The 20,878-nt window shown below is 49.5% G+C and carries 28 protein-coding genes; 13 read left to right on the top strand and 15 right to left on the bottom strand.

Annotation, left to right across the window (positions count from 1 at the left end):
* Positions 1-40: 40 nt before the first annotated feature.
* The 8 genes from sspB to zapE all read right to left on the bottom strand — a co-directional run bounded on the left by sspB (position 41) and on the right by zapE (position 6,203).
* Positions 41-496 carry a ClpXP protease specificity-enhancing factor gene (gene sspB / locus CWI70_RS06590; protein ID WP_126772784.1) on the bottom strand — a complete coding sequence of 152 codons (456 nt, stop codon included), beginning with the start codon at positions 494-496 and terminating at the stop codon, positions 41-43.
* A 14-nt stretch (positions 497-510) separates the two neighbouring features.
* Positions 511-1,140 carry a stringent starvation protein SspA gene (gene sspA / locus CWI70_RS06595; RefSeq protein WP_126771632.1) on the bottom strand — a complete coding sequence of 210 codons (630 nt, stop codon included), beginning with the start codon at positions 1,138-1,140 and terminating at the stop codon, positions 511-513.
* A gap of 11 nt (positions 1,141-1,151) precedes the next feature.
* Entirely contained in the window at positions 1,152-1,904 is a 753-nt protein-coding gene (locus CWI70_RS06600; protein WP_126772786.1) for a cytochrome c1, read from the bottom strand.
* Positions 1,904-3,166 (bottom strand): cytochrome b, encoded by a 1,263-nt coding sequence (locus tag CWI70_RS06605; protein ID WP_373567106.1) that lies wholly within the window; start codon positions 3,164-3,166, stop codon positions 1,904-1,906. The genes CWI70_RS06600 and CWI70_RS06605 overlap by 1 nt, the downstream gene beginning before the upstream one ends.
* Positions 3,166-3,756 (bottom strand): ubiquinol-cytochrome c reductase iron-sulfur subunit, encoded by a 591-nt coding sequence (gene petA / locus CWI70_RS06610; protein ID WP_126771636.1) that lies wholly within the window; start codon positions 3,754-3,756, stop codon positions 3,166-3,168. Before petA ends, CWI70_RS06605 begins: the two co-directional genes overlap by 1 nt.
* A gap of 230 nt (positions 3,757-3,986) precedes the next feature.
* Positions 3,987-4,379: a 30S ribosomal protein S9 gene (gene rpsI, locus CWI70_RS06615; RefSeq protein ID WP_034731302.1), complete on the bottom strand. Its 393-nt coding sequence runs from the start codon at positions 4,377-4,379 to the stop codon at positions 3,987-3,989.
* A 17-nt stretch (positions 4,380-4,396) separates the two neighbouring features.
* Positions 4,397-4,825, bottom strand: coding sequence for a 50S ribosomal protein L13 (gene rplM / locus CWI70_RS06620; RefSeq protein WP_126771637.1), 429 nt, complete (start codon positions 4,823-4,825; stop codon positions 4,397-4,399).
* Between the two features lie 274 nt (positions 4,826-5,099).
* Positions 5,100-6,203, bottom strand: a complete 1,104-nt coding sequence (gene zapE / locus CWI70_RS06625) for a cell division protein ZapE (RefSeq protein ID WP_126772789.1) — start codon at positions 6,201-6,203, stop codon at positions 5,100-5,102.
* A 91-nt stretch (positions 6,204-6,294) separates the two neighbouring features.
* Between zapE and CWI70_RS06630 the strand changes: the two genes are divergently transcribed.
* The 3 genes from CWI70_RS06630 to CWI70_RS06640 all read left to right on the top strand — a co-directional run bounded on the left by CWI70_RS06630 (position 6,295) and on the right by CWI70_RS06640 (position 9,355).
* The gene (locus CWI70_RS06630) at positions 6,295-6,732 is read left to right on the top strand and encodes a Z-ring associated ZapG family protein (protein WP_126771639.1); all 438 of its coding nucleotides are present in this window, start codon (positions 6,295-6,297) and stop codon (positions 6,730-6,732) included.
* A 94-nt stretch (positions 6,733-6,826) separates the two neighbouring features.
* The gene (locus CWI70_RS06635) at positions 6,827-8,176 is read left to right on the top strand and encodes a DegQ family serine endoprotease (protein WP_126771641.1); all 1,350 of its coding nucleotides are present in this window, start codon (positions 6,827-6,829) and stop codon (positions 8,174-8,176) included.
* Positions 8,177-8,302: 126 nt separating this feature from the next.
* The gene (locus CWI70_RS06640; protein ID WP_126771643.1) at positions 8,303-9,355 is read left to right on the top strand and encodes a trypsin-like peptidase domain-containing protein; all 1,053 of its coding nucleotides are present in this window, start codon (positions 8,303-8,305) and stop codon (positions 9,353-9,355) included.
* Positions 9,356-9,367: 12 nt separating this feature from the next.
* On the opposite strand, the gene murA is transcribed toward CWI70_RS06640, so the two are convergent.
* From murA to CWI70_RS06675, 7 genes are read right to left on the bottom strand one after another with little or no spacing between them, the layout of a single operon-like run.
* Positions 9,368-10,624 carry a UDP-N-acetylglucosamine 1-carboxyvinyltransferase gene (gene murA, locus CWI70_RS06645; RefSeq protein ID WP_126771645.1) on the bottom strand — a complete coding sequence of 419 codons (1,257 nt, stop codon included), beginning with the start codon at positions 10,622-10,624 and terminating at the stop codon, positions 9,368-9,370.
* A 15-nt stretch (positions 10,625-10,639) separates the two neighbouring features.
* The gene (locus CWI70_RS06650) at positions 10,640-10,897 is read right to left on the bottom strand and encodes a BolA family protein (RefSeq protein ID WP_126771647.1); all 258 of its coding nucleotides are present in this window, start codon (positions 10,895-10,897) and stop codon (positions 10,640-10,642) included.
* Positions 10,898-10,926: 29 nt separating this feature from the next.
* The gene (locus tag CWI70_RS06655) at positions 10,927-11,220 is read right to left on the bottom strand and encodes an STAS domain-containing protein (protein ID WP_157980878.1); all 294 of its coding nucleotides are present in this window, start codon (positions 11,218-11,220) and stop codon (positions 10,927-10,929) included.
* Between the two features lies 1 nt (position 11,221).
* Positions 11,222-11,884 carry an MlaC/ttg2D family ABC transporter substrate-binding protein gene (locus CWI70_RS06660; RefSeq protein ID WP_126771651.1) on the bottom strand — a complete coding sequence of 221 codons (663 nt, stop codon included), beginning with the start codon at positions 11,882-11,884 and terminating at the stop codon, positions 11,222-11,224.
* Positions 11,885-11,893: 9 nt separating this feature from the next.
* Positions 11,894-12,361: an outer membrane lipid asymmetry maintenance protein MlaD gene (gene mlaD / locus CWI70_RS06665; RefSeq protein ID WP_126771653.1), complete on the bottom strand. Its 468-nt coding sequence runs from the start codon at positions 12,359-12,361 to the stop codon at positions 11,894-11,896.
* A 6-nt stretch (positions 12,362-12,367) separates the two neighbouring features.
* Positions 12,368-13,144, bottom strand: a complete 777-nt coding sequence (gene mlaE, locus CWI70_RS06670; RefSeq protein WP_126771655.1) for a lipid asymmetry maintenance ABC transporter permease subunit MlaE — start codon at positions 13,142-13,144, stop codon at positions 12,368-12,370.
* Entirely contained in the window at positions 13,134-13,958 is an 825-nt protein-coding gene (locus tag CWI70_RS06675; protein ID WP_126772792.1) for an ATP-binding cassette domain-containing protein, read from the bottom strand. The genes mlaE and CWI70_RS06675 overlap by 11 nt, the downstream gene beginning before the upstream one ends.
* Positions 13,959-14,152: 194 nt before the next feature.
* Here CWI70_RS06675 and CWI70_RS06680 point away from each other — a divergent pair, with 194 nt between their 5' ends.
* Genes CWI70_RS06680 through CWI70_RS06725 form a run of 10 tightly spaced genes read left to right on the top strand, consistent with a single transcriptional unit; the run spans position 14,153 to position 20,821 of the window.
* Complete coding sequence (locus CWI70_RS06680) at positions 14,153-15,133, top strand: KpsF/GutQ family sugar-phosphate isomerase (protein ID WP_126771657.1); 981 nt, start codon at positions 14,153-14,155, stop codon at positions 15,131-15,133.
* On the top strand, positions 15,133-15,693 hold the full coding sequence (gene kdsC, locus CWI70_RS06685) for a 3-deoxy-manno-octulosonate-8-phosphatase KdsC (RefSeq protein ID WP_126771659.1): 561 nt from the start codon (positions 15,133-15,135) through the stop codon (positions 15,691-15,693). Before CWI70_RS06680 ends, kdsC begins: the two co-directional genes overlap by 1 nt.
* Positions 15,690-16,259 (top strand): LPS export ABC transporter periplasmic protein LptC, encoded by a 570-nt coding sequence (lptC, locus tag CWI70_RS06690; protein WP_126771661.1) that lies wholly within the window; start codon positions 15,690-15,692, stop codon positions 16,257-16,259. The genes kdsC and lptC overlap by 4 nt, the downstream gene beginning before the upstream one ends.
* The gene (lptA, locus tag CWI70_RS06695) at positions 16,222-16,794 is read left to right on the top strand and encodes a lipopolysaccharide transport periplasmic protein LptA (protein ID WP_157980879.1); all 573 of its coding nucleotides are present in this window, start codon (positions 16,222-16,224) and stop codon (positions 16,792-16,794) included. The genes lptC and lptA overlap by 38 nt, the downstream gene beginning before the upstream one ends.
* Positions 16,775-17,500: an LPS export ABC transporter ATP-binding protein gene (gene lptB, locus CWI70_RS06700; protein ID WP_126771664.1), complete on the top strand. Its 726-nt coding sequence runs from the start codon at positions 16,775-16,777 to the stop codon at positions 17,498-17,500. Before lptA ends, lptB begins: the two co-directional genes overlap by 20 nt.
* 30 nt (positions 17,501-17,530) lie before the next feature.
* Positions 17,531-18,916 (top strand): RNA polymerase factor sigma-54, encoded by a 1,386-nt coding sequence (locus CWI70_RS06705; protein ID WP_126771666.1) that lies wholly within the window; start codon positions 17,531-17,533, stop codon positions 18,914-18,916.
* 26 nt (positions 18,917-18,942) lie between these two features.
* On the top strand, positions 18,943-19,230 hold the full coding sequence (gene hpf, locus CWI70_RS06710; protein ID WP_126771668.1) for a ribosome hibernation promoting factor: 288 nt from the start codon (positions 18,943-18,945) through the stop codon (positions 19,228-19,230).
* A gap of 3 nt (positions 19,231-19,233) precedes the next feature.
* Complete coding sequence (ptsN, locus tag CWI70_RS06715; protein WP_126771670.1) at positions 19,234-19,692, top strand: PTS IIA-like nitrogen regulatory protein PtsN; 459 nt, start codon at positions 19,234-19,236, stop codon at positions 19,690-19,692.
* Between the two features lie 2 nt (positions 19,693-19,694).
* Positions 19,695-20,546, top strand: coding sequence for an RNase adapter RapZ (gene rapZ / locus CWI70_RS06720; RefSeq protein WP_126771672.1), 852 nt, complete (start codon positions 19,695-19,697; stop codon positions 20,544-20,546).
* The gene (locus tag CWI70_RS06725; RefSeq protein WP_126771674.1) at positions 20,543-20,821 is read left to right on the top strand and encodes an HPr family phosphocarrier protein; all 279 of its coding nucleotides are present in this window, start codon (positions 20,543-20,545) and stop codon (positions 20,819-20,821) included. The genes rapZ and CWI70_RS06725 overlap by 4 nt, the downstream gene beginning before the upstream one ends.
* The last annotated feature ends 57 nt before the right edge of the window (positions 20,822-20,878 follow it).

Consider the following 20,878-nt stretch of genomic DNA (forward strand, 5'->3'; position numbering starts at 1 on the left):
CGAAATACCCCGTGGTAGAACCACGGGCTACCCATTACTTTTATTTGATAACTTTGAGGTTTGGTCGTTTGCTCTTACTCGGCTTGCTTGGTTGCGCATCATCGTCTTGCGCACCATCAATCACCGCTGATGGTCCCTGCTGAGGCGTTGTAGACTCAACTTCACCTGCGTCACCTTCTTGCAATTGCGGCTCTTCTTCGAAGATTGTTCCAGCACCGTTTTCACGTGCGTACAGCGCAACTACGGCAATCATAGGAACGTAGACCCGATGAGGTTTACCAGAGAAACGCGCGTTAAATTCAACGCGGTCATTTGCGAGCTGTAAATTGCCGACCGCTGAAGGTGCGATGTTAAGCACGATCTGGCCATCTTTGACAAACTCGAAAGGAATTTGGCAGCCCGGCTGCTCAGCGTCAACCACAAGGTGTGGCGTTAATTGATTATCAACCAGCCACTCGTACACCGCCCGCAGCATATACGGGCGGCGTGCGGTCATTGCAGTTAAATCACTCACCGGCCGAGGTCTCGCTCGATATCGGTCAGCGATTCCTGGAAGGAATCACGTTCAAAAACGCGCAACATGTAAGCCTTGATCGGCTTCGCTGCTGCACCCTCTAGGCTAATACCGTAACTTGGTAGACGCCACAATAATGGCGCCAAGTAACAGTCCACAAGGGTAAACTCTTCACTCATGAAGTACGGCGTATCGGCAAAAATTGGCGCCAACGCAAGAATACCTTCGCGGAGTTCTTGGCGCGCCGCTTCGACACCTTTACCACCTTTTTCAATAGAGTCAGCCAAGCTGAACCAGTCACGTTCGATGCGATACATCATGAGGCGACTGGTTCCGCGAGCAACCGGATAAACCGGCATCAATGGCGGATGCGGGAAACGCTCATCAAGGTATTCCATGATGATGTGGGCATTGTAGAGAACCAGCTCACGATCGACTAAGGTTGGCAGCGCATCCGGATACGGATTCAACTGTAACAAGTCCTCAGGCATTTGGTCGCTGTCAACGTAAGTGATTTCAACACTCACGCCTTTCTCTGCGAGAACGATTCGGGCCTGATGACTACGAAGGTCATTACGTCCCGAATACAAGGTCATCACTGACCGTTTATTTGCCGCAACCGACATGTCTTTCTCCATCATTTCTTCTTCACGTCTTTAAAGAATTCACGCTTGAGTAACCAAGCTAAAATAGTAAAGACCAGTAAGAAACCGAATACTTTCCAGCCCAAACGACGCTGCTCAAGCAACATCGGTTCACCGGTGTAAACCAAGAAGTTAGTAAGATCTAACATTGCTTGGTCGTATTCAGATTCGCTCAGCATACCGCTGCCGTCGGTTTTGATGCCTACGTAAACGTCTTGCATTTCACCGTCAATCATACGCTGTTCGGTCGTTTTGCGTGGCACCCCTTGCAACTCTTGCAAAACGTGCGGCATCCCAACATTTGGGAACACCGTGTTGTTCACGCCAAACGGACGCGACTCATCCACGTAGAACGAACGGAGATAGGTATAAATCCAGTCGGCACCGCGCACACGAGCTACCAAGGTTAAATCTGGTGCCGCAGTACCAAACCATGCGCCTGCAGCTTCAGTCGGCATAGCGTTGGTGATCAAGTCACCTACTTTTTCACCGGTAAACTGCAGATTCGCTTCACCTAGGTCTTCTGGGATACCTAAGTCGTTAAAGGTACGGTTATAACGTTGATACTCCATCGAGTGACAACCTAGGCAGTAGTTCATGAACAACTGCGCGCCACGTTGCAAAGAGGCTTTGTCGTGTAGATCAACTTTAGCTTCATCAAGTGGAACCGTTGGGCCAGCTGCAAAACCTGCAACTGACCAAATTGTCGCGGCTACCAGTAGCGTCGTTTTCAGAAACTGTTTCATCACTTAGTAATCCTCTCTGGAACTGGCTTCGTGTTTTCGTTTTTGCTGTAGAAGAACAGGAAAACGAAGAAGGCGAAGTACAAGAAGGTGAAGACCCGCGCAAAGAAAGTATACACTTCAGTTGCTGGTTTCAGGCCTAAGTAACCAAGCGCGATAAAGCTAATGACAAACAACGTCAAATTAACTTTGTGGAAGCCACAGCGATAACGAATCGAGCGTACTTTGCCGCGGTCAATCCAAGGCAACAAGAACAACGCGACAATGGCACCGAACATCAAGATGACACCAAGCAGTTTATCTGGCACCGCACGCAAAATGGCGTAGAACGGTGTGAAGTACCACACTGGCGCAATGTGTTCAGGTGTTTTCAATGGGTTTGCCGGCTCAAAGTTCGGTGGCTCAAGGAACAAGCCGCCCATTGCTGGGGCAAAGAAAATCACGTAACAGAACAAGAACAAGAAGATACCAATACCTACTAAATCCTTCACGACGTAATACGGGAAGAATGGGAAAGCATCGACAATGTCATACTTGTTGGTAAAGCGTTCATGGAATTTGAACTTCGGCTTCTCTTCTTCAGGTACCGAGCCTTTTGGCTTCTTGATATTGATACCTTCAGGGTTGTTCGAGCCAACTTCATGCAACGCAATGATGTGTAAGAACACCAAAATGACCAATACCAATGGTAATGCGATCACGTGGAGTGCAAAGAAGCGGTTTAACGTAGCACCCGAGATGACATAGTCACCACGAATCCACAGCGTCAAATCATCACCAATAATCGGAATCGCACCGAATAGCGAGATGATAACCTGAGCACCCCAGTACGACATTTGTCCCCAAGGTAGCAAGTAACCCATAAAGGCTTCGGCCATCAGCACTAAGAAAATCAGCATACCGAAGACCCACAGCAATTCACGAGGCTTCTGATAGGAGCCGTACATCATGCCGCGGAACATATGCAGATAGACCACCACGAAGAAGGCGGACGCCCCCGTCGAATGCATGTAACGCAACAACCAACCGTAGTCGATATCACGCATAATGTATTCAACTGAAGCAAAAGCGCCATCTGCAGAAGGCACATAATTCATTGTTAACCAAATACCAGTGAGGATTTGGTTCACCAGTACCAGCATGGCGAGCACGCCAAACAAGTACCAGAAGTTAAAGTTTTTCGGAGCTGGATATTGCGCGAGGTGGATATTCCACGTCTTGGTCATCGGAATGCGTTCGTCAAACCATGCGATTAGTTTTTTCATCAGGCTTGCTCCCCGTCTTCACCCACCAAAATGGTGTTGTCGTCAATGTAGTAATGCGGCGGCACCACCAAATTGTACGGCGCAGGTACGCCCGAGAAGACGCGACCAGCGATGTCAAACTTCGAACCGTGACAAGGGCAGAAGAAACCAGCGCTAATACCTTCGACTTGCTCACCAAAAGAATCCTCAAGATACTGTGGCGAACAACCAAGGTGCGTACAAATACCAACGGCGACAAAGTATTCTTCTTTGCGCGAACGGTACAAGTTAGCCGCGTATTCTGGTTGTTGTGGTTCTTCTGAATTAGGGTCACGCAGTTGATCTGCTAAGCCTTCAAGGCTATTTAGCATTTCTGGGGTACGACGCACAACCCATACAGGCTGACCACGCCATTCCACACGAATCATTTGACCCGGCTCGGCTTTTCCGATGTTCACTTCCACTGGCGCACCCGCGTTCTTCGCTTTCGCACTCGGGTTCCATGACGCAATGAAAGGAACGGCAACACCCACCGCGCCTGCTGCACCAACCACAGAGGTTGCGACAGTCAGAAAACGACGGCGGCCTTTATCTACAGGCGCATTGCTCATCCACTTACTCTCCAGTTTGGACGCTTTGCGGGACATCGCCGCAAAGTCAGTAATTAGCTGCTGCGTTAGAATTGCTTGTGCTTTTGCGCACAGACAATCGGCAAAAAAATGCTTTCAGATGATAAAGAAATACCCTGATTTTTACAAGGACAAAGACAAAAAACCCGGCACAATGGCCGGGTTTTTGCTTTTGCTGAAACGTACAGTTTCGTAAACGGTAATTTTTGCGATTAACGCTTCGAGAACTGTGGACGCTTACGAGCTTTGTGCAAGCCAACTTTCTTACGTTCAACTTGACGCGCGTCACGAGTAACGTAACCAGCGCGACGCAAGTCGCCACGTAGTGCTTCGTCGTATTGCATAAGTGCACGAGTGATACCGTGACGCACTGCGCCAGCTTGACCACTTGAACCACCACCTTTAACGGTGATGTACAAATCGAATTTCTCAACCATGTCAACAAGCTCAAGCGGTTGACGAACAACCATTTGTGCCGTTTCACGACCGAAGTATTCTTCTAAAGTGCGGTTATTGATGCTGATGTTGCCGCTGCCCGGACGCAAGAATACGCGCGCGGTAGAGCTTTTGCGACGACCAGTACCGTAGTATTGATTCTCTGCCATTTTCTTAATGCTCCGTCTTAAATTTCAAGTTGTTTAGGCTGTTGAGCAACATGGTTGTGCTCGGTGCCTGCATATACTTTCAGTTTACGGAACATGGCACGACCCAGTGGACCACGAGGTAACATACCTTTCACCGCTTTCTGAATGACCATTTCTGGTTTCTTGGCGATCAACTTCTCGAAGTTGATTTCCTTGATACCACCTGGATACCCAGAGTGTGAATAATAGATCTTGTTCTGAGCTTTACGGCCAGTTACGGCTACTTTCTCAGCGTTAACGATGATGATGTAATCACCAGTATCAACGTGAGGCGTGTACTCAGGCTTATGCTTACCACGTAGGCGACGGGCTACTTCAGTCGCCAGACGACCTAAAGTTTTACCTTCAGCGTCAATAACATACCAGTCACGTTGTACAGTTTCTGGTTTTGCAACAAATGTACTCATTGAAACTTACTCTTTATTAAAGGTTCACGACAGTAGTTCCGGGCTTCCCCGCGAACCACAACAACCGTTGTGGCTATGCCACACACTGGTTAGTTGTACCTGTAACGTGGGCTGCGCGGATTATAGGGAAAACCGCTCAAAAGATCAACGGCGATGTTTGCTATTCGCTGTTTGCTGTTTGTAGCCCGTGGTTCTACCACGGGTCCAACCTGACCTTATTGACCATGTTCGTTGAATTCGACATGACCCGTGGTAGAACCACGGGCTACCCATTTCAGGGTTTGTGCTCTAGGGCTAGGTATTCCTGGCTTTGCATTTCTTGCAGGCGCGAAATACAACGCTGGTATTCAAACTTCAGCTTGCCGTCGGTGTAGATGTCTTCGAGCGGAACCGCGGCCGACAAAATCAGCTTCACGCGACGTTCGTAAAATTCATCAACTAAGGCGAGAAAACGCCGTGCGGCATCGTCGCTGTTGCCACCAAGCTGCGGCACGTTGCTGATCAGTACCGCATGATACAGTTGCGCCAGCTCGATATAGTCGTTTTGCGAACGAGGCCCGCCACATATCGCCTCAAAGTCAAACAAGACGACATCATCGCATTCTAAACGCACTGGAATATCACGACCATTAATTCGAATCGTACCGTCGGTGTTGCGGCTGCAGTGGTCTGGTGCCAACTCGGTGAAGTAACGTTGTAAGTTTTCGTCAGCTTCGGCATCTAACGGCGCATGGTAAATTTCTGCTTTCGTAAGTGTGCGTAAGCGATAATCGATGCCGCTGTCGACATTAATCACTTCGCAATGGTTTTTAATAAGCTCGATCGCTGGCAAAAAACGCGCCCGTTGTAAGCCGTTTTTATACAGTTCATCGGGAATAATATTTGAGGTCGCGACAAGAACGACATTGCGTTTAAACAGCTCTTGCATCAGGGTGCCAAGAATCATGGCGTCGGTAATGTCTTGTACAAAGAACTCATCAAAGCAGACAATTTGTGCTTCACTCGCAAGCTTTTCGGCAATGATGGGCAATGGGTCACTCTTGCCTTTTAGTTCTTTCAGCTCTTTATGTACACGGTGCATAAAGCGATGAAAGTGAACTCGCAACTTTTTCTCAAATGGCAAGGTTTCGTAAAAAGTATCGACCAAATAGGTTTTGCCACGGCCTACCCCACCCCAAAAATAAATCCCTTGTGGGGCCTGCGGTTCATTGCCGAGCCATGACTTTAACGTTGTTAGCACACCACCGGTTTGCTGATGACGGTAGTGCACAAGCTCATCATACAATCGTTGTAAGGCCTCAACGGCACGTCGCTGAGCGGCATCAGGGGTGAATCCGCCGGACGCTAAGTCCGCTTCATATTTGCTCAATGGGGTGATGTTTTGCGTTGTCACTACCACTTCGACCCTATTCTGGATTATGCTATGTGCAACTAGTTTATCATGTGAAGCGCGTTGTTAAGGAGTTTTTATGAATGCAATCATTGGCATTCTTCTGGTTTTAGCAGGAGCTATTGTAGGTTTTTTCGTTGCTCGCTATTGGCTCAAAGAGCATTCTGACGAGGCGCGCCTGAACGAGCAAGTACAACAAAGCCGCGAACAACTTGCGGCGTATCAACAAGAAGTGGCCGAGCACTTTGCTACTGCCAGCGCACTTGTCGAGCAGCTCGAAGAGACTCAAGACAAACTGAAAGCCTACTTGAGCCACAGTTCAGAAATTCTGCAACAAGAGCAAGCACAACCGAGCTTGCCATTTTTTGCCGAAGACACCATGCGGCAATTACGTATGGCGAGCCAGTTGCAAAAAGACAGTTCGCAGGCGAAAAAAGAGACTGCCGAACAGCCACCACGCGACTACTCCGACAAAAAGAGCGGCATTTTTTCAAGTTCTAAAGAAAAAACATCTTGAAACATTCTTGAGCTGAACTTATCTCATTAGGGTCGGTCTTTACTTGCACCATGCGAATCCGCATGAAAGTGTTGATTAAAGGAGTCTGTACCCTATGAGAACAAAGTTCATTGCAGTTCTAGCACTTACGGGCCTGTTAACCCTTGGCGGCAGCGCACAGGCCAACATCCCTTTCTTCAGCGACAAAGACGAAACGCCAACCTTGGCGCCGATGCTTGAAGAAGTCACCCCGGCAGTTGTCAACATCTCGGTTAAAGGCAGCCGCGAAGTTCGGCAACGCATTCCCGATATGTTCCGCTTCTTCTTTGGTCCAAATGGTCCGCGAGAACAGGTACAAGAGCGTCCATTCCGCGGTTTAGGCTCAGGGGTCATCATCGATGCCGAAAATGGCTATGTGGTCACCAACAATCACGTGATCGACGGCGCTAGCGAAATTCTTGTCACTTTAAAAGACGGTGAACAATATGATGCCGAAGTCATCGGTACAGACGCTAACTCTGATATCGCATTGCTTAAGATTAAAAACGGCAAAGACTTGACCGAAATCGAGATCGGTCGCTCAGCGGATCTGCGCGTCGGTGATTTTGTGGTTGCTATTGGCAACCCATTTGGACTTGGCCAAACGGTAACCTCCGGTATCGTGAGCGCGCTAGGTCGCAGTGGTTTAGGTATTGAAGAAATTGAAAACTTTATCCAAACCGATGCGGCAATCAACAGCGGTAACTCTGGTGGCGCACTGGTCACGCTAGACGGCAAGCTCGTGGGTATTAACACTGCGATCTTAGGACCTAATGGCGGCAATATCGGTATTGGCTTTGCGATTCCATCGGACATGATGGAAGCCCTGGTGCAACAACTTATCGAGTTCGGTGAAGTACGCCGCGGCGTGCTTGGCGTGCGTGGTAACGACTTAACCCCTGACATTGCCAAAGCGTTGAACCTAGATGCCAACCAAGGTGCCTTTATTGCCGAAGTCGTGCCTGACAGCGCCGCTGCCGAGGCGGGCTTGCAGTCAGGTGACGTTATCACTGCCGTTAACGGCGAAAAAATTCGTAGCTTTGCTGACTTAAGTGCCCGTGTGAAAACCTTGGGCGTCGGTAAGCCTTTCGACATCACCGTGTTACGAGATGGCGACAAACGTACTTTCGAAGTTACCTTATCGGCCGATGAAACCGCAGTTGAAGCTGAGCAGTTACACCCCGCACTGCAAGGTGCAACGTTGGCACCAAGCGATGGCGGCGGTATTACCATCACCGAACTTGAAGAGGGTTCGATGGCTGCGCGTTATGGCTTGCGTAAAGACGATGTAATCGTTGCTGTCAATCGCAAACCAGTAAACTCGGTGAGCGAATTACGCTCTGCACTCGACAGCGCGGAAGGTGTCGTAGCGTTAAATATTCGCCGCGGAAATTCATCGCTCTACCTTGTTTTACGTGGTGGTTAACTCCATCTACTAAGAAGCATCAAAAATCACAGCGCACATTGATAAGGCAGCCTCATAGGGGCTGCCTTCTTTTTTACAGAAGTGGTATGCTTTTGTTTATTACAATAAATCGAATGGACATCTCACATGCAGCAACGCTCATCCAGTCATTGGCTTCGTTATCTTTTGCGCTCGATTGCACTTGGACTCGTCGTTGCTGCTGTAGTCATTTGGGTGCAACCGTACATTAGCGCTTGGCAAGCCAGCCGCGCTGCGCCTGACCAGCCCGTCAGTTTTGCGAAAGCCGTCAATCGCGCAGCACCCGCAGTGGTCAATATTTATAGTCTGTCAGAGGTTCGCGGCTCGTATTACAATCGACGCCCAAATACCGTGTTGCGGCTTGGCTCTGGCATCATTATGGATAACGTTGGCCACGTACTTACCGCTGCCCACGTGGTCGCTAATGTCAGCAGTATCCAAGTAGCCCTGCAAGATGGTCGACAAACCAGTGCCCAGGTGATTGGTTCAGATCCCGTCACCGATCTAGCCGTTTTACGTATTGAACTCGATAACCTACCGGTCATCCCACAAGATCAACAGCTACGTTCAAGTGTCGGCGATGTGGTACTTGCCATCGGCAATCCCCTTAATCTCGGCCAAACCATTACTCAGGGCATTATCAGTGCAACCGGTGGACGCATGGGCGTGATTAATAGCCATGCCGACTTATTGCAAATGGACGCGGTGATTAATGAAGGTGCCTCAGGTGGCGCTTTGGTCAATAGCGAAGGTTACCTTGTCGGGATTAATAATGCGCAGTTCCGCGGTCCAGCAGGGCAAGGCGTCGAAGGTATTTACTTTGCGGTTCCCTATGCACTCGCCTATGAAATCATGACCAAGTTGATTGAAGAAGGTGAAGTGGTTCGTGGTTACCTAGGCGTGAATACGGGCGACCGCCCGCAAACTCAGCAACAGCCAGGCATTCTCGTCACTGGCGTCGATACCAATAGCCCGGCAGAGCGCGCTGGATTGCGTGCGGAGGACTACATTATTGAAATTGCTGGTGAGCCGATTGCTTCTTCGCAAGAAGGTCTTGCGCTGATTTCTAATACGGCACCAGGAACGGAGCTCGAAGTGCGGTTCATCCGTGGCAATGAGGAGCTCACCACCACGGTAACCATTAGCAAATTACGCTACTAGCGAATTTGGCGCTTAGTTTTGTCTTTCAATTCTGGCGCCAAGCGCAGTAAGTTTCTTCTCGATAGCTTCGTAGCCGCGATCGATATGATAGATACGTTCGACGGTGGTTTGTCCCTTCGCTACTAAGCCGGCGATGACCAATGACGCTGAAGCGCGTAAATCGGTACACATGACTTGTGCGCCCGCCAATTCAGCAACCCCTTTGCAAATCGCGGTATTGCCCTCAAGCTCAATTTGCGCGCCCATACGCTGGAGTTCTGGCACATGCATGAAGCGATTTTCAAAAATCGTCTCGCGCACCCATCCAGAGCCATCAGCAATCGCATTCAACGCGCAAAATTGCGCTTGCATGTCCGTTGGAAACGCCGGATGAGGGGCGGTAATCACATTAACAGGTTTCGGCCGCGCTGGTGCTTCAATGCGAATCCAGTCGTCACCCTTGCTGATCTTAGCGCCCGCTTCAGTGAGCTTTTTCATCACCGCATCAAGCATTGTCGGATCGGTATTCTTACACGTCACATCACCACCGGTAACAAGTGCCGCTACCAAAAAGGTTCCGGTTTCAATACGATCAGGCTGAACTGAGTAACTGCCACCATGCAATTGTTCGACACCGTGAATTTCAATGGTGTCACTGCCCGCACCACGCACGTCAGCACCGAGGGCATTTAAAAAGTTAGCTAAATCGACTATCTCAGGCTCACGCGCGGCATTTTCAATCGTCGTGACACCGTCGGCTAAAGTAGCAGCCATCATTAGATTCTCGGTGCCAGTAACACTTACCGTATCAAGAAGAATCTGCGCACCTTGCAAGCGACCGTCCACTTCGGCATTAATGTAGCCGTTCTCGACGGTAATGTGCGCACCCATCTGCCGTAAACCTTCAATGTGCAAATTCACTGGACGGGCGCCGATGGCGCAACCGCCTGGTAGCGACACTTGCGCTTTACCAGAACGGGCCAAGAGCGGACCCAACACCAAAATCGATGCACGCATGGTTTTGACTAAGTCATAACTCGCGATGTGGTTGGTAAGTTCCTGCGGATGAATAACGTAGCTGTTGCTGTCGCGTTGGGTACTGCCCACCCCAAGATCGGCAAGTAGCTTTAACGAGGTGCGAACATCTTGTAGGGCGGGAACATTACTAATTTCAACATCATCAGTAGCGAGCAAACTTGCCATTAGAATTGGCAAGGCGGCGTTCTTTGCACCAGAAATTACAACTTCGCCGTGCAAAGCTTGGCCACCCGTGATTACAAATTTTTGCATAACGCGGAACTCTCTTTAACTCAACATTGCGAGTTTTTTCTCGCGTTGCCACTCGGTCGGTGTGTAGGTTTTAATGGATACAGCATGCAGTTCGCCGCTCGCAATAAGTTCTTTAAGAGGTGCATAGACCGTTTGCTGCTTCTTGACGCGGCTCATGTCAGCAAAAATCTCGCTCACTGCGGTAATGTTCGCATGACTGCCTTCTACTTTCACCAATAAATCATCGAGCTCAAGTGCGTCTTGCAGTCGTTGTTGAATATCGTCGGTTGTCATGAATCTCTGTTCTTCTCGTGTTCGGAATTTTATATCGCCAAGAGGTCAGTAGCGCCACTAACATCGACAATGGCTTTAAACTGTTGACTCGGTTTCGAGATAGTTAGTTCACACTGCTTTTCTAACAAGTATTTTTTCAGCTGCAACAGCATAGCAACACCAGCCGAATCAACATGTTCAAGCGCTGCCAAATCGACGGTTAACTGTTGCTCACCCTGGTGCCACTGCGCGCGCTCTTGCCATGCTTGTGGCACAGTTGCACGCGTAAGCTCACCGCTAAAGATGAGCTTACCGTCATGCTGTTGCCAAGCAAACCCTGTCATCCTAGCTTTGCCCTTCTTGATACGGTTGAATTGGATCTTGCGACTTCTCGCGTAACAGTTCAATCGTGCCATCGATACCACGGCTACGGATCACCGAAGAAATTTCTGCGGCTTTACTGTTCAACAAGCTAACACCTTCAACCACCAAATCGTAAGCTTTCCATAAACGCTCGTCGTTGTCATAACGCAACTTGAAATCCAAACGAATCGGCGGGCGGCCTTCTTCGATCAGACGAGTGTTTACTTCAACCATGCGATCGTCTGGGCCCAACTCACGCGCGCGCTCGAATTCAAACTGATGTTTGTTTTCATCGTATTGGGTAAATGCACGGCCATAAGTGGCGATCAAATACTCACGAAACACCGCGTAAAACTGCTGCCGCTGTTCGGCTGTCGTATCTTTAAGGTTGCGCCCGAGCACACGTTTTGCTGCGTAAGTAGAATCGACGTAAGGCATCAATTCCTCGCGAATAATCTCGCGCAAATAATCCAAATCTTCATCGATTTTAGATCGATCATTGGCGATGCGCTCAGCCGTTTTATTCGCCACACGCTCAAGCAATGTATAAGGATTTTCATCGCGCACCACATCGGAGTTCGCTTTTGCGACTCCTCCGGTGACCACCAACAACGCTGTCAACATTAATGCCGATAAAGTTTTCATAATGACTCCTTAGTCATTGCCTTGGCTAAACAAGAATTGGCCAATCAAATCTTCAAGTACCAAGGCCGATTTCGTATCGTGGATATAATCCCCGTCACCCAACATTTCAACGGTATCATCAATAAATCCAGGGCTTAGGCCAATGTACTGCTCACCTAATAAACCTGACGTTAGAATTGAGACCGATGAAGTATCCGAAAATTCATCGTAATCTTTGCTAATCGTCATTTCGACCAACGGTTCATAATAATCACCGTCCAGAGTGATTTTGCTCACTCGGCCAACAACAACGCCACCTACTTTAACTGGAGAACGCTCTTTCAGACCACCAATGTTGTCGAACTTTGCATATAATTTATAAGTTTCACCATTGCTGGAAAAATTCGTGTTCGCCGCACGAAGCCCCAAAAACAACAGTGCCAACACGCCAATAATAACAAAAAAACCAACTGCTAACTGCGTATTTCTTGATTCCATAACTATTTATCCAAACATGAGTGCAGTGAGAACAAAATCTAGACCTAGGACCGCTAAGGATGCAGTCACCACCGTTGACGTTGTCGCGCGACTAATACCTACCGAGGTGGGCACACAGTGATACCCCTTGTGCAAGGCAATCCAAGTCACTACGAAAGCAAAAACTAAACTTTTGATAATGCCATTGAGAATATCTTGTCCCCACTCGACATTAGCTTGCATGACCGACCAAAATGCACCGTCATCGACGCCCAACCAACGCACACCGACCAAATAACCGCCGTAAATACCGACCGCTGAAAAAATCAGCGCCAGCAACGGCATACTGTAAAAGCCAGCCCAAAAACGCGGTGAAATTACACGACGTAACGGATCAACGGCCATCATCTCCAAACTCGATAATTGCTCAGTTGCTTTCATCAGACCAATTTCGGCCGTCAACGCTGAGCCAGCGCGTCCAGCAAATAATAATGCGGTGACCACTGGGCCTAACTCACGCAACAGTGACAAGGCAACCATCGGACCCAAGCTTTGCTCAGCGCCAAAATCAACCAGAATGGTATAGCCTTGCAAACCCAAAACCATCCCGATAAACAAGCCACTTACGACGATAATAATGAGCGACAGTACGCCAACTGAATACATTTGCTGCATCAGCAAAGGCCATGATTTACGCAACTGTGGCTTACCAATTAACGCTCGCAGTAACATCACCATGGCTTGGCCAGCGCCAGCAATGCTATCCAGCACTGCTTTGCCCAAGCCTGCAATTCTATCCAGCATGAGACTCTCCTTGCTGCGCGCCCAAAATCTCTTCGGCTAAGCTCGGCGCACGATAATGGAAAGGCACCGGGCCATCAGCCTCACCGGAAAGGAATTGGTGAATTAAAGGATCATCCGAGTTCTTTAATTCTTCCGGAGACCCTTCAGCGACCACTTTCTTGTCCGCAATGATCACGACTTTGTCGGCAATGGTTAGTACTTCTGCCACGTCGTGAGTGACCACCACACTGGTCAAGCCTAATGAGTTATTCAACGATTTAATCAATTTGACGATAACACCCATGGAAATCGGATCTTGCCCAGCGAAAGGCTCATCGTACATGATCAATTCTGGGTCAAGCGCGATGGCGCGTGCTAAAGCAGCACGCCGCGCCATGCCACCCGACAATTCCGCCGGCATAAGATGCCGAGCACCACGCAAGCCGACCGCTTCGAGCTTCATCAGCACGATGGTTTCAATGATTTCTTCGCTGAGTTTGCTGTGTTCACGTAACGGAAAAGCAATATTGTCGTACACCGACATGTCGGTGAACAATGCGCCACTCTGGAACAACATACTCATGCGTTTACGTTGTTCATAAAGATGGCTACGCGATAACTCGGGAATGTTGTGCCCGGCGAACTCGATAGTGCCGCGTTGCGGTTTGAGTTGACCGCCCATAAGCCGCAGCAACGTTGTCTTACCTATACCGCTGGGGCCCATGATCGCGGTTATCTTGCCGCGCGGGATCCGCAAACTGAGGCCTTTATAGACCTGATGCGCACCGTAACTGTGCGCAAAGTCCAGATTTTCGATGACAATAAGATCATCCATCTGAGCGCTTGTCATAGCAGGTTCTTCCTTCCGTTTCCGACCGCCTAGTTTACCTGAAAACGAGGGGTTTCCCTAGCCGCTAGCGGTAAAATTTGTGACAAATCATTCACTGTGAGCAGTTTTACGTCTGCATTTGCAGAATCGATCGGTTATGATTGCACTATTGCTACTTGATAGTCGATATAAGGTTAAGCATGACAGCGGCAAAAACAGATACTTTCACTTCGCTTGCGGCCTCAGTCCTAGATATTGAAGCGCGCTCAATCAGCGACTTGAAACGCTTTTTAGATGACACCTTTACTCAGGCCTGTGAGTACCTACTGGCCTGTAAAGGACGTGTCATTGTGATCGGCATGGGTAAGTCGGGTCATATTGGCGGAAAAATCGCCGCCACCCTTGCCTCGACAGGTACGCCCGCCTTTTTCGTTCACCCTGGAGAAGCCAGTCATGGCGACTTGGGGATGATCACCGCCGATGATGTGGTGCTAGCGATATCAAATTCTGGTGAAACTGGCGAGGTACTCAGTATTGCCCCGCTCATCAAACGCCGCGGCGCCCACCTGATCAGCATGACCGGGAACCCGCAATCGACGCTGGCGGAATTAGCCGACGTACATATTTGTATCGCCGTAGAGCAAGAGGCCTGCCCGCTTGGCTTAGCCCCCACTTCATCGACCACCGCCACGCTCGCCATGGGCGACGCTTTGGCTGTTGCACTGCTGCATGCACGTGGGTTTACTGCGGATGACTTTGCTATGTCGCACCCCGGCGGCAGCTTAGGTCGACGTTTATTACTGCACATTCACGATGTGATGCATAGTGGCGAACGGATTCCGTTAGTGACTGAGCAGGCGACGCTAAGTGAGGCCTTGCTCGAAATGTCACGCAAAGGATTGGGGATGACCGGCGTGGTTGATGATCAACAACACCTCGTTGGCGTTTTTACCGACGGTGACTTGCGCCGTATTTTGGACCAACGCATTGATGTGCACCAAGCCGAAATAACCCAAGTAATGACCCGCAACCCCATCACCATCAGTGCTGACGTGCTTGCGGCCGAAGGCCTTAAGCTGATGGAAGACAAAAAAATTAATGGCCTTTTCGCGGTGGATCGTAACGGTACAGTGCGCGGCGCCTTGAACATGCATGATCTGTTAAAAGCGGGGGTAATGTAATGACGCAAGCAACCGTGAGTACCTGGTACGGCGACATTAGCGAATCGCTATTCGCCAGCCTCCAAGCGATCCGCCTCGTGATATGCGATGTCGATGGCGTCTTTTCCGATGGCCGTATTTATCTAGGTAACGACGGCGAAGAGTTGAAAAGTTTTCACACGCGCGATGGCTTTGGCGTAAAGGCATTGCTTGCCAATAACGTGCAGGTAGCGGTAGTCACAGGACGCCGCTCCACGATCGTTGAACAACGCATGCAAGCGCTTGGCGTGACCGATATTTTTCAAGGCACCACCGAAAAGCTTTCGGTGTACCAACAACTCGCCGAGAAATACCAACTCAAAGACAGCGCCATTGCCAGTATTGGCGATGACGTACCTGATGTTGTCATGATTCAACGTGCGGGTGTCGGCGTGGCTCCTCAAGACGCGCACCCGTGGGTGCAGCAGCAAGCCGATTATGTCACTAGCATGAGTGGCGGCTTTGGCGCAGTGCGTGAGTTAAGTGACTTGATTCTACTTAGCCAAGGCCACTTGCAACTGCAAGGTGGAGTCAGTCTATGAACCGCCAGTTAGGTTGGATCCTTGCTATTTTGTTTTTGCTCGGTGCCTTGCTCATCTGGCGGCCGTTCGATCAAGCCGAAGATGCCGGAGACAGCGACCTATTTCAGGAAGTGCCTCCCGACTTTATCGCTGAAGGCTTGCGCACGCGGGTCTATAACGCGGACGGCGAGCTCATCCATCGCATCAATGCAACCAAAATGACCCATTACAGTCCAATTGGTTTAACTGAGCTCATGGCCCCGCAATACCAAGTGCGCGTGGCTGAAAATCAGAGTGAGTGGCAGGTCGTCGCTGAGCAAGGCTCATTTTATGACGACAAAACGCTGGTACTTGAGCGCGATATCGTGATCACTCACATGACCGACAATGACTATTTAGAGCGTGTCGAAACCAACTATCTGACCATCGATACCCTCGCTGAAACGATGATCACTGACGAACCAGTTACCATTTATGGGCGCAACTTTTTAGTCCGCGGTAATGGTATGATTGCCGACTTGAATGCCGAAACATTGGAATTAAATGAACATGTACAAACCACTTACACACGTACGCAACAGCCTTAAGCATTACTTCACGCAGTGCGCGCTGGCAACGCTGCTATTAGGCTTTGTCATGAGTCCGAACGCGCTTGCGCAGGGCAAAGCTGACTTTGAACAAAACATCGAGGTTGATTCGGAACGTGACTGGTTTGATATTCAGAACAAAATTGCCGTGTTCGAAGAGAATGTCGTCATCACACAAGGCACTCTGCGCATCACCGCCGACCACCTTGAAGTAGCGGAAGATGGCGAGACCGGATCGCGCAGCTTTACCGCAGAAGGAAGCCCTGCCACCTATCAGCAAGAGTTAGAAGACGGCAACATCATTCGCGCCGAAGCCGCGATGATTCGTTACGACGAAAATGCGCAGATTCTTACCATGTCAGGTGGCGTCAAGGTAACGCAAGCAGGCAGCCAAATTCAGGGCCATGAGATCGTTTATAACTTCGCGACGCAGCAAATGCGTGCAATTCGCGGCGAAGACGAAAGCGATCGCGTGACGACCATTTTCCAGCCAAGTAAGAAGAACGAAGACGATAATGAGCCAATTAACCGTTGAACATCTAGCAAAAGCCTATAAAAAACGGCAAGTCGTCAAAGACGTCAGTCTTACCGTAGAGTCGGGCAAAGTCATCGGTCTACTGGGTCCAAATGGTGCAGGTAAAACAACGACGTTTTATATGATTGTCGGTCTCGTCAATCATGACAAAGGTCGCATTTTACTCGACGACAATGACATCTCGTTGTTGCCGATGCACGAGCGTGCTCGCAAAGGGATCGGCTATTTGCCGCAAGAATCATCTATTTTTCGCAAGCTTACTGTACGCGACAATATTCTCGCCATTCTCGAGACCCGCAAAGACCTGGACCATAACGGCCGCGAAGAAAAGCTTGATGAGTTACTCGAAGAGTTCCACATTGGGCACATCGCCAACAGCTTGGGTATGAGCCTCTCAGGTGGTGAGCGTCGGCGCGTAGAAATCGCCCGTGCCCTAGCGGCAGAGCCTGAGTTTATTCTCCTCGACGAGCCTTTCGCCGGGGTTGACCCCATTTCTGTTATCGACATCAAGAAAATCATCGAACATCTTCGCCAGCGCGGTATTGGCGTCCTGATCACCGATCACAATGTACGTGAAACCCTCTCCGTTTGTGAGCATGCCTATATTGTTAGCCATGGGGAGTTGATCGCACAGGGGGACGCCCATACTATTTTAAGTAACCAGCAGGTGAAAGACGTCTATCTAGGCGACCAATTCACTCTGTAGCCGCGTTGACCAACCCGTAGGTGGTGCTTAATGAAGCAGGGCTTGCAGTTTAAATTTAGTCAGCAACTGTCAATGACACCACAGTTGCAGCAAGCCATTCGTTTGTTGCAACTGTCGAGTTTCGAGCTGCAGCAAGAAATCCAACAAGCGCTTGAAGAAAACCCGCTACTCGAGCAAGAAGAGCAAGAAGACCCTCTTCGAGAGCACGGCGACGATAGCGTCGAAATTGGCGAAGAATGGGATCAAAATTACACCGCTGAGTTGCTTGGTGCGGTGGGTCAACATGACGCTGACTATGATGCGCTCACCTTTGGCTGCGGCGAAGAAACCCTTCACGATCACCTGCGCTGGCAATTACAACTTTCGCACATGACGGCGCTGGACGAACAAATTGGCCTAGCGATCATCGACGCCATTGATGCGAATGGCTATCTGCAAACGTCTATTGCTGAATTAACCGAAGCATTAAATGCGCAGTTTCCCGACGACATCGACACCAGTGAAGTCGCCGTGGTACTTAAACGTATTCAGCACTTTGATCCGATTGGCGTCGGCGCCCGTGATGTTAGCGAATGCTTACTTCTGCAACTCCAACAGTTACCGGAAGCAACTCCCTATTTAACAGCCGCCAAAAAAGCAGTGGTTGAACACGTCGAACTGCTTGGTTCACGCGACTATCGGACGCTCTCGCGACGGTTACGATTGAACGAAGAGGCGTTGACTGAGGTCCTAACGATTATACAGCATTTACAGCCGCGTCCCGGTGACGGCTTCACTGCCAGCGACGACGCTTACGTGATTCCAGATGTGCTGGTCCGCAAGCAAAATAATCGTTGGATGGTTGAGCTAAATCCGCAAAGTTTGCCTAAACTAAAAGTAAACGATAGTTACGCAGCACTGTTAAAGGATACCCGAGCAAGCGACGACATGAGCTATATCCGTCATCACTTACAAGAAGCTAAATGGTTCATGCGCAGTATCGAGAGCCGCAACGATACGCTACTCAAAGTCGCGAGCAGTATTGTGCAACGCCAACAAGCCTTTTTTGAACATGGCGAAGAAGCGATGAAACCCATGGTGCTGGCCGACATCGCCCAAGCAATTGAAATGCACGAGTCCACCGTTTCTCGAGTTACCTCCCAAAAGTATATGCATACGCCCCGTGGTGTGTTTGAATTGAAGTACTTCTTCTCTAGTCAGCTCAGTACTGATCAAGGAGGTGAGTGTTCATCAACTGCAATTAGGGCTTTGCTGAAGAAACTAGTTGCCGCCGAAAATCCGAAAAAGCCACTCAGTGATAATAAGTTAACGCAACTGATGGCCGAGCAAGGTATTCAGGTCGCTAGACGGACGATTGCGAAGTATCGTGAGGCGTTAAATATTCCGCCCTCGAGTCAGCGTAAGCGTCTAATTTAAATCTTGGACAATAGAAGGAAGATGTTATGCAAATTAACCTGACTGGTCACCATATAGAAATTACTGATGCGCTACGTGATTATGTCGACGCTAAGTTTTCCAAGCTTGAGCGCCATTTTGACCATATCAACAATGTCCATGTGATTTTAAATGTTGAAAAGTTAACCCAAAAAGCGGAAGCTACGCTGCATGTTAACGGCGGTGAAATTTTCGCTGATTCCGAACACCAAGATATGTACGCGGCGATCGACGGTTTAATTGATAAACTCGACCGCCAGGTGATTAAACACAAAGAAAAGATGAAACGTCACTAAATCATGGATTTATCCACCCTATTAAGCCCCGACTGCACCCGCTGTGCAGTCGCGGGCTCAAGCAAAAAGAAAGTTTTAGAGCTGATCGGACAACTGGCTGCGCCACGTCTCTCTGGCACCACAAGTTTCGATGTGTTTGAGAGTCTACTGAATCGTGAACGACTCGGTAGTACAGGTATTGGCTTAGGTGTTGCAATCCCCCACGGGCGCTTAGGTTCGGCGAATAAGCCCGTTGCTATCTTGCTCACGCTAGCAGAACCGATCGACTTTGATGCTATTGATAATCAGCCGGTGGATATTATTTTCGCCCTACTCGTGCCAGAAGACGAACACGAACAGCATTTACAAACGCTCGCCGCGGTAGCCCAGCGCCTGAATGAGAAAACCTGTACTCGAGCCTTGCGCGACGCTCAGAGCGACCAAGAACTCTATACACTTTTTACCGATAAAGACTGCACTTAGTTATGCAACTTATCATTGTCAGTGGCCGCTCAGGTTCCGGAAAAACCATTGCCTTGCGCGTACTCGAAGATCTTGGCTTTTATTGCGTCGATAATCTACCGATCATGCTGTTGCCGACGCTCGTGCATGCCATCCAAGATCAATACGAGAGCGTTGCCGTTAGCGTTGATGTCCGTAATTTGCCCGCATCACCCGACGATCTTAGTGACGCGCTCGATTTCTTACCTGACAAGATAAAACCTGAAATTCTGTTTCTTGATTCTAATGACAAAGTGCTGCTACAACGGTTCGGTGAGACCCGACGTCTGCATCCGTTATCGCGCAACGAAATGCCGCTGAACGAAGCGTTGCAGACCGAATCAAAGCTGCTCGAACCATTGGCGGAGCGCGCCACTTGGCGGATTGAAAGTAGCGAGCTCAGCGTCCACCAATTGAGCGAGCAGGTAAGCGAACGCGTGCTCGGGCGCGCGGCATCTCGGCTCATCGTCGTGTTTCAGTCGTTCGGTTACAAATATGGCCTGCCGCCCGATCTGGATTACGCTTTTGATGCCCGTATTCTGCCAAACCCGCATTGGGAGCCAGAACTTAAGCCGCTCACTGGCAGCGACCCAGCGGTACAACATTTTTTTGCGCAACAACCTTTAGTTACTAAGTTTATTCACCAAGTAGAAACCTTTCTCGAAACGTGGCTGCCGTATTTTCAGCGTAGCAATCGTAGCTACCTCACGATCGGTATTGGCTGCACCGGTGGTCAACATCGTTCGGTTTATATTGCCGAGCAACTGGCTGAGCGCTTCACTGATTACGAATTCAAAGTGCAAGTTCGGCACCGTGAAGGGCATCGCCGCAAATGACTCAAGAAGCACGCAAGCCTGCCGTTATCCAAAATAAGCTTGGGTTACACGCCCGAGCGGCAACCAAGCTGGTCAAACTAACCCAACAGTTTGATGCTAAGGTCGCCATTATCCAAGACGATCGTGAAGTCGATGCATCGAGCGTCATGTGCCTACTGTTATTGGCGAGCGGCCAAGGTAAAGAGATTGAAATCATTGCCCGTGGACCTGAAGCCCAAGCTGCTGTCGATGCCGTAGCCGCACTGATCGAAGCACGCTTCGACGAAGACGCTTAATTACTTTCGCTACTGACGAATTCCAAGAAATAAGATAAACTCCTCATATTCATAGGA

Origin of the sequence: Pseudidiomarina homiensis (assembly GCF_003987225.1) — a bacterium.
GTDB classification, from domain to species: domain Bacteria; phylum Pseudomonadota; class Gammaproteobacteria; order Enterobacterales; family Alteromonadaceae; genus Pseudidiomarina; species Pseudidiomarina homiensis.

What these genes read in the sequence shown, in the direction of transcription:
- hpf (WP_126771668.1), top strand. Translation starts at nt 18,943, where the DNA reads ATGCAAATTAACCTGACTGGTCACCATATAGAAATTACTGATGCGCTA.
- lptC (WP_126771661.1), top strand. Translation starts at nt 15,690, where the DNA reads ATGAACCGCCAGTTAGGTTGGATCCTTGCTATTTTGTTTTTGCTCGGT.
- lptB (WP_126771664.1), top strand. Translation starts at nt 16,775, where the DNA reads ATGAGCCAATTAACCGTTGAACATCTAGCAAAAGCCTATAAAAAACGG.
- lptA (WP_157980879.1), top strand. Translation starts at nt 16,222, where the DNA reads ATGTACAAACCACTTACACACGTACGCAACAGCCTTAAGCATTACTTC.
- CWI70_RS06650 (WP_126771647.1), bottom strand. Translation starts at nt 10,897, where the DNA reads ATGACAACCGACGATATTCAACAACGACTGCAAGACGCACTTGAGCTC.
- sspA (WP_126771632.1), bottom strand. Translation starts at nt 1,140, where the DNA reads ATGTCGGTTGCGGCAAATAAACGGTCAGTGATGACCTTGTATTCGGGA.
- murA (WP_126771645.1), bottom strand. Translation starts at nt 10,624, where the DNA reads ATGCAAAAATTTGTAATCACGGGTGGCCAAGCTTTGCACGGCGAAGTT.
- CWI70_RS06705 (WP_126771666.1), top strand. Translation starts at nt 17,531, where the DNA reads ATGAAGCAGGGCTTGCAGTTTAAATTTAGTCAGCAACTGTCAATGACA.
- sspB (WP_126772784.1), bottom strand. Translation starts at nt 496, where the DNA reads ATGACCGCACGCCGCCCGTATATGCTGCGGGCGGTGTACGAGTGGCTG.
- CWI70_RS06660 (WP_126771651.1), bottom strand. Translation starts at nt 11,884, where the DNA reads ATGAAAACTTTATCGGCATTAATGTTGACAGCGTTGTTGGTGGTCACC.
- rpsI (WP_034731302.1), bottom strand. Translation starts at nt 4,379, where the DNA reads ATGGCAGAGAATCAATACTACGGTACTGGTCGTCGCAAAAGCTCTACC.
- mlaE (WP_126771655.1), bottom strand. Translation starts at nt 13,144, where the DNA reads ATGCTGGATAGAATTGCAGGCTTGGGCAAAGCAGTGCTGGATAGCATT.
- CWI70_RS06600 (WP_126772786.1), bottom strand. Translation starts at nt 1,904, where the DNA reads ATGAAACAGTTTCTGAAAACGACGCTACTGGTAGCCGCGACAATTTGG.
- ptsN (WP_126771670.1), top strand. Translation starts at nt 19,234, where the DNA reads ATGGATTTATCCACCCTATTAAGCCCCGACTGCACCCGCTGTGCAGTC.
- CWI70_RS06655 (WP_157980878.1), bottom strand. Translation starts at nt 11,220, where the DNA reads ATGACAGGGTTTGCTTGGCAACAGCATGACGGTAAGCTCATCTTTAGC.
- CWI70_RS06680 (WP_126771657.1), top strand. Translation starts at nt 14,153, where the DNA reads ATGACAGCGGCAAAAACAGATACTTTCACTTCGCTTGCGGCCTCAGTC.
- CWI70_RS06725 (WP_126771674.1), top strand. Translation starts at nt 20,543, where the DNA reads ATGACTCAAGAAGCACGCAAGCCTGCCGTTATCCAAAATAAGCTTGGG.
- rplM (WP_126771637.1), bottom strand. Translation starts at nt 4,825, where the DNA reads ATGAGTACATTTGTTGCAAAACCAGAAACTGTACAACGTGACTGGTAT.
- mlaD (WP_126771653.1), bottom strand. Translation starts at nt 12,361, where the DNA reads ATGGAATCAAGAAATACGCAGTTAGCAGTTGGTTTTTTTGTTATTATT.
- CWI70_RS06605 (WP_373567106.1), bottom strand. Translation starts at nt 3,166, where the DNA reads ATGAAAAAACTAATCGCATGGTTTGACGAACGCATTCCGATGACCAAG.
- CWI70_RS06635 (WP_126771641.1), top strand. Translation starts at nt 6,827, where the DNA reads ATGAGAACAAAGTTCATTGCAGTTCTAGCACTTACGGGCCTGTTAACC.
- petA (WP_126771636.1), bottom strand. Translation starts at nt 3,756, where the DNA reads ATGAGCAATGCGCCTGTAGATAAAGGCCGCCGTCGTTTTCTGACTGTC.
- CWI70_RS06640 (WP_126771643.1), top strand. Translation starts at nt 8,303, where the DNA reads ATGCAGCAACGCTCATCCAGTCATTGGCTTCGTTATCTTTTGCGCTCG.
- rapZ (WP_126771672.1), top strand. Translation starts at nt 19,695, where the DNA reads ATGCAACTTATCATTGTCAGTGGCCGCTCAGGTTCCGGAAAAACCATT.
- CWI70_RS06630 (WP_126771639.1), top strand. Translation starts at nt 6,295, where the DNA reads ATGAATGCAATCATTGGCATTCTTCTGGTTTTAGCAGGAGCTATTGTA.
- CWI70_RS06675 (WP_126772792.1), bottom strand. Translation starts at nt 13,958, where the DNA reads ATGGATGATCTTATTGTCATCGAAAATCTGGACTTTGCGCACAGTTAC.
- kdsC (WP_126771659.1), top strand. Translation starts at nt 15,133, where the DNA reads ATGACGCAAGCAACCGTGAGTACCTGGTACGGCGACATTAGCGAATCG.